6 protein-coding genes are annotated in these 6,623 nt (G+C 66.1%); all 6 read left to right on the top strand.

The features are described from left to right. A partial coding sequence (locus MJ783_RS20950; RefSeq protein WP_239313025.1) for a spore germination protein occupies nucleotides 1-250 on the top strand: 250 nt, incomplete at its 5' end. 68 nt (nucleotides 251-318) lie between these two features. Beyond that, on the top strand, nucleotides 319-960 hold the full coding sequence (locus tag MJ783_RS20945; protein WP_239313022.1) for a hypothetical protein: 642 nt from the start codon (nucleotides 319-321) through the stop codon (nucleotides 958-960). A 67-nt stretch (nucleotides 961-1,027) separates the two neighbouring features. Further along, on the top strand, nucleotides 1,028-1,243 hold the full coding sequence (locus tag MJ783_RS20940; RefSeq protein WP_239313021.1) for a hypothetical protein: 216 nt from the start codon (nucleotides 1,028-1,030) through the stop codon (nucleotides 1,241-1,243). Nucleotides 1,244-1,434: 191 nt separating this feature from the next. Further along, nucleotides 1,435-3,759: a cell division protein FtsK gene (locus MJ783_RS20935; RefSeq protein WP_239313019.1), complete on the top strand. Its 2,325-nt coding sequence runs from the start codon at nucleotides 1,435-1,437 to the stop codon at nucleotides 3,757-3,759. A gap of 589 nt (nucleotides 3,760-4,348) precedes the next feature. Beyond that, a complete protein-coding gene (locus MJ783_RS20930; RefSeq protein ID WP_239313018.1) occupies nucleotides 4,349-4,801 on the top strand; it encodes a helix-turn-helix domain-containing protein in 453 nt (150 codons plus the stop codon). Further along, on the top strand, nucleotides 4,798-6,623 hold a 1,826-nt coding region (locus MJ783_RS20925; protein ID WP_239313017.1), incomplete at its 3' end, for a recombinase family protein. The genes MJ783_RS20930 and MJ783_RS20925, both read left to right, overlap by 4 nt.

Below are 6,623 nucleotides of genomic sequence, written 5' to 3'. Positions count from 1 at the left end.
AGAAAACCGGACGCGCCGTCTGGACCCGGCCGACGCCTGCTCACGACCTGGAGATTCTCCCATGCCGCGCTACTACTATCGGTCGCCACTGGGGACCATCACCCGTTGGATTGCCGGCACCGCAGCCCTCATTCTTTTCTTCACCGGCCTCCAATGGGTGCTTGTTGAACTCCTCCCGACCATCCTGCCGTTCCTGCTCGTCGGCATCCTCGTCGTCACCGTTTTCTGGGCGGTCAACCAGCTTCGCTGAACCTTCTCGGAAAGCGCCGACCGCGACGACAGAAACCCGAGGAATCTTAAGAAAGAGATGATGTTCGTATGACTCAAGCCGATGACGGCCTGAACGCTTCTTTCGTCACGGCCGACGACCTGCGCAACCGGGCCGAACGCGCATCGACGCACCTGGACGATCTGTTCCGCCTGTCCACGCTCGTTCACGAGATACGGCTAGAGACCGATCATCCGGTCGTGTCGGCCGCGTTGGGCATGGTCAGCGAGCGTCTGTCCACGCTGACACCACAGGCGTTCGCGGTCGCTGAGTACGCCCGTGATGCCGCGGTAGCAGGCGCGCTGACCGGGGAGCCTCCGGAGGGAGACAGCCTGAACCGGCCGGAGCTCACCATCGCTGACCTGCGCGCCCGGACCAGGCGTGCCAGCGTCCGCGTCGACATCGCCTCACGGTTGCTCGAGCATGTCAGCACCCACGCGGAGCAGTGCGACGACCCGACCGAACGGGCGGCCTGGTGGCGCCTGTTCGCCATCGCCGCGAACGACTCCACCCGCGCCTACCGGGCCAGCAACCGAGCCTGGAACGCTTACACCACCGCCCGCGACGCCGACGCCGGGACCAGCGACGGCGCGCCCGGCACGGACAACGCCGCTCCTGACATCGACCTGGAGCCGACCGATGCCGCCCGCATGCCCGGCTTGGACCCGGACAACCCGCGTACCCACGGCTGACACCCCGCGGCCTGTTTCACCTTCCCGGCACGACTCCCTTTTTCTCTTCCGAAAGGCGGGCTGTCCCGTGACTGCTCTTCTGGGACTCGCTGCCCTTGTTCTTCCACTGGCCCTTGCGGCGCGTTCACGCCGTCTTTCACTGCTCGCCGGAATCCTGTGTGTCGTGGTCGGTTACTACCTCGCCGCGTCCGGCACGGCCACCATCATGCGACAAGAAATCACCGATGCCCTGTCGTTCGCCGTCGGTCATTTTTCCCGGCTGATTCCCGATATCGCATCGTGACCTGAACCATCCACGAGTGCCGGGCGCCCGATGAAAAAACCGTCATTCCTCGTTCTTTCCGCGCGGTTCCTTTCGTGCGCCCGGCACACCCTATCCACCAGATGCGCTTGCCATCACAGGAGCGTGGATGGACACCTCCCTCGTGCTCGACCTGTTCGCCGGAGCCAACAGATGGTCAATGGAGAGCCACGATGACGACTGACGACCCCCGCGCGCCACTGGTGCCGGCCGATCCCGGTTCGCCGACCGACCGGCTGCCCGTCCCGGTCGATCGACCCGACAGGTGGCTGCCCGACCTGACCAGCTACCACGCCACATCCCCGACCCCGCCGCACGACGGAGCCACGACCGGCCCGCCCGACACCGACGCGACCAGCGATGGCGGCCCGCAGCTTGTGGAGCCCTACCGGCCCGCGGCGTCTCCGGAGCCGACAGGATCCGTCCGTTTCACGTCGAGTTACGACATACCCCTGGACGCTGTACCCGACCCGACCGCCCGGCCGGTACCGGTCGACATCGCCGACACCACGGCGACCGATCGACGGTGGTCCGACGGCGAACGCCAGCCGATCATCCCGTCCGGTCTGCGCCGTGGCTCCCTGGCGCCGACCGTGCGGCACACGGTCGGGCATCTCACCCATGTGGCCGCTTTCCACGCCGTCCGGCTGCCCTGGTACACGCTGCTGACCACCTGGACGGCAGCGGTCGGCGCCGCTCGTCTGCTCGACAGGCAACGCCGCTGGTGGTGGTGCACCGAGGCCGCCGTCCTGCTGCACACGACCGCCGAGGCCGCTGACCCGGCTTCCTGGCTGAAGCTGCACCGTGAGGTCCGAGCCACCCGCCTACGACGCGGCCTGACGCTCGCCGTTGAGTTCTTCGCCTTCGGATGGGGCTTGCTCTGGCTACCTGCTGTCGTCGATGTCCTGCCGTGGCTGGTCACGCTGCTTCTCGGCGGGACGGCACTTGTCGTCCTGGCCCGCTTCGGACGGCCCGCTGGTCGTCCGCTCCTGCCCTCCGCGGTGGTGACCCCCCGCTACCGGCGGTTGACAGCCGATGTGGTGCTACGCGCCTACTACGCCGCGCGGCTCGGCGCGCCGGACAAACCCGGCCAACAGATCGAGTTCGGCTCCCCGATGGCACGCGACGGCGAAGGCTCCCGCGTCCTGATCGATCTCCCCTACGGGAAGGGCTTCGGCGACGCGGTCCGCGCCCGAGACGCGATCGCCTCCGGACTGGACGTCGCGACCGCGCAGGTGTTCCTGACCCGCGACCCGACCTCACACCGCCGACACGGGCTGTGGGTCGCCGACCGCGACCCCCTCGCCGTCCCGGCAGGACTCACACCGCTACTGGCCCGCACACCCACCGACATCTGGACACCGGCGCCGTTCGGCGTCGACGAACGCGGCAGCGCGGTCACCATCGACCTGATGTTCACCTCGATCCTCGTCGGTGCGCAGCCCCGGCAGGGTAAAACCTTCGCCCTGCGCGCGTTGGCGCTATACGCGGCGCTCGACCCGTACGTGACGATCAGCGTGTTCGACGGGGGTGGGAAACCCGACTGGCGGCGCTTCGCGTTGCTCGCAGACCGGTGTTCCTTCGGACTCGCCCCGACCCGTGACGGCGACCCCGTCGAAACACTCATCGACACGCTACGGGCGATCAAAGAAGATGTCCGGCAACGCTACGTGCGTCTGTCCGACCTGCCGTCCGACGTCTGCCCGGAGGGCAAACTCACCCGGGCGATCGCCCGTAACCTCGACTACGGCATGCCCGTTCACCTCCTGCTGCTCGACGAGTTCCAGGAGTACTTCAACACCGGCAACCCAGCCGCCGACCAGGAGATAGCCGACCTGCTCGTCTACCTTGTCCGGGTCGCCCCCGCCGCCGGTGTCCTGCTCGGCGACGCCACCCAACGTCCCTCCGGGATCGGCAGCGGGGGCGACGTCGCCCGGAAATTCACGGACTTCCGGGACAACCACCTCGTCCGCTTCGCGCTACGGACCGGCTCCTGGCAGGTCAGTGACCTTGTCCTGGGCGCCGGTGCCTACTCCGAAGGGCTCGACTCCTCCACCCTGCTCCCGCAGTACAAAGGCGTCGGCATCCTGCGCGGGGCGAGCGAGGCCAACCCGACCGTCCGGACCTTCCTCGCCGACGCCCAGGACGCTGAAAAGATCCTCACCGCCGGCCGGGCACTTCGCGAACGACTCGGCACCCTGTCGGGCCACGCTGCCGGACAGACCACCGTCCGCACGCCCCGTAACGTGCTCGCCGACGTCGCCACGCTGCTTGCGCCCGGTGAATCCGGGCTGCACTGGGCCGACCTCGCCGCCCGGCTGGCCACCCGCTTCCCGGAGCATTACACCGACATCACCGCCGATGCGATCAGTGCACAGCTACGTGATCTCGGGGTGCCCTCGGCGAACGTCCGTGCCGGCGGTCTGGTCCGCCGCGGCGCCCGCGCCACCGACATCACGGCCGCCGTCCGGCGCGCGGACCCGGCCAGCGACGGGTAGCACGCACCGGGTCGCTGTAGCGCCAACGCTACAACCCCCGCTACCCTCGCGCCCCTTCCGACCAGCGCAAACAGTCGGCTGTAGCAGGTAGCGGCACTCTGTCGGCCACCCTCGAAACCCGGCCCGGAGCCACACCGGCACCCCACCCGGCCGCTACACGCTACAGCCCGACACCCCGGGGCCACGCCCGTGCAAAGCAACCGGCCAAGCGTCAGACAACCGTGCGGACGCCCCTGCCGATACACGCGACCACCTGTGCCGCTCCCTTTGCTTCCTGCCTCTCCAGTCCGGAGGTTTTCGGCTTGGCACGCCCTCGCGTCATCGTTGTTGCCCATCCGCGCAAAGAAATTGATCTTCGCGTGTTCGCGGGCGCACTGCTGCTGTGGGCTACAGACATGACGATCGACAACACAGCATCGTCCACTGACGCGCGGAACATCCGACCCACACGCCGCAACCGGCTCCGCCCGACCAAGAACCGCCGCACCGAGCCCAGTAGCAGCGGCCAACAGTGATACCAGGACAGGACTGTTTACAAAACGAACCGTGATCTTTTATCGTGTCGTGGGACGAGGAAGGAAAGACACCCATGACCCCGATCGACGATCCGGACGAACGCCTGTCCGACGCGGTGACACTCGGTGCATATCTGCGCAGGAAACGACAGGAAGCGGGGCTGTCCCTGCGACAACTGGCCGCACGTACGGGAGTGAGCCACTCCTATCTCTCCCGCGTCGAGTACGGCGACTACCACCATCCGGCACCCGGCACCCTCCAACGCATCGCGCACGTCCTGGGCATCGACCACACAGACCTGTTCGCGCTCGCCGGCTACATCCCTCCGGAAACACTTCCAACATTCGCCGCCTACCTTGCCGCAAAGTACGCGATGCCCGACCAGGCAACCAACGAACTCCGGGCGCTGTTCAAGGATATCTGTCGCAGATACCCGGTACGCGAACGCGACCCCGCGCCGAAAACTCCCACGGAGCAGCCCGAGTCGACATATCCGCATCACGATGAACAGGAGCCGCAGCCGTGACCCGTCCGCAACGTGACATACCGCTGGACCTTCCTACCAGTATGACGACCGCCAAGCCAGTCCCTGTTGTCGGCGACGGCACGCGACGGCTGCGGTCAATCCTCTATCTGCGCGTGTCAGGGAAAGATCAGGTCAACACCGACTACGACCCCGAAGGCATCTCGCTACCCGCGCAGCGACGCAAGACCCGTGAAAAGGCCCAGCAGCTCAACACCGACGTAGTCGGCGAGTACATCGAACCCGGCAGGTCCGCCTACAAGGACCTGGAGAAGCGCGAAGCGTTCCGTCAGATGCTCGACCGGATCGAACGCGAGCGTGACGTCGACATGGTCATCGTGTACCAGCTGTCCCGTTTTGCTCGTAACCGCTACGAAGACGCGATCTTCTCCATGGCGCTACGACGTCTCGGTGTCCAACTCGTCTCCGCGACGGAGAACATCGACGAGTCACCGGTCGGCATGCTTGTCCACGGCATCCTGTCGTCGGTCAACGAGTTCCAGTCCGCTGCCAGCGGGAAGGACATCAGTTTCAAGATGTCCGAGAAAGCCCGCAAAGGCGGAACACCCGGCCTGGCACCCATCGGGTATCTCAACATCCGTGAACGCTTCGACGGCCGAGAAATCCGATCAATCAGCCTTGACCCCGACCGGTGGGAACACGTCCGATGGGCCTGGGAGGAATTCGCCACCGGCCGCTACACCCTCGCCAGCATGACCACAGCCCTCCAGGCCCGAGGCCTGACCAACCGCGCCACCACGAAATACCCGGAACGGCCCCTGAACAAATCCCACGTCCACAAGATACTCACCAACCCCTACTACATCGGGTGCGTCCGGTTCGACGGCGTTCTCTACGAGAACGGACGCCACCCTGTCTTCATCAGCCGCGAGACGTTCGACCAGGTTCAAGCCGTTCTTCGGGCACGGAATAAAACCGGAGACAAACCACAGCGACACTTCCATCACTTGAAAGGATCACTGTTCTGCGGAGAGTGCGGCTCCCGGATGGGAATCATCAACGCGACCGGCCGATGGGGCGGAATCTACCCATACTTCTACTGTCTCGGCCGCCAACGCGACACCCGTTCCTGCACCCAACCCTACATCCGCGTCGAACTCGTCGAACGGGAAGTCGAACAATGGTGGACCCGGATCAGCCTCACCGACACCCAGCGCGCCCACATCCGCAGCCTCGTCATCACCGCCGCCCGCACGATCGCCACCCACGGCCACGCCGAAGCCACCCGCCAGAAGAAGAAAATCACCAGCCTGGACGAGGAACGCCGCAAGCTCCTACGCCTTCACCTCAACGACACAGTCGACGAAGATCTTTTCAAGGAGGAACAAGAGCGGCTACGCCGCGCGCTCGACGCCGCCCGCCGGCTCCTCGACACCTGCCAGGCCCAGTGGAAGACCATCGAAGACGCCATCGACCGAATCATGCTGCTCTGCGAGGATAGCCACACGCTCTACCGCACCGCACCCGACAGCGTGAAACAGCAGCTCAACCAGGCCACCTTCCACCGCTTCTACGTCCTGGGACACACCCTCGCGGGCGCCGATCCGTGCAGCCCCCTCGCTCAGCTCCTCGCCGAGGATCTCGACGTCCGTCTCGCCCATGAGACACGAAGCCTCATCGAGGACACCCAAGATCCCGAGAACACAGCGGAGACCGACCAGCACGACGACGACCCCCGCCCACACGGGCAGGCGCCGAGCCTCGCCGGCCGCATGCCCCGGCAGCGGCCCTACGGCCCGCTTCCCATCGAAAAAGATCAACCCCGGTCGACCGAGATCAACCGGGGTTCAAACATGGCAACTCT

This window comes from Protofrankia sp. Cj3, from assembly GCF_917627355.1.
Lineage (GTDB): Bacteria > Actinomycetota > Actinomycetes > Frankiales > Frankiaceae > Protofrankia.
This window is presented reverse-complemented; position numbering and strand designations above follow the sequence as displayed.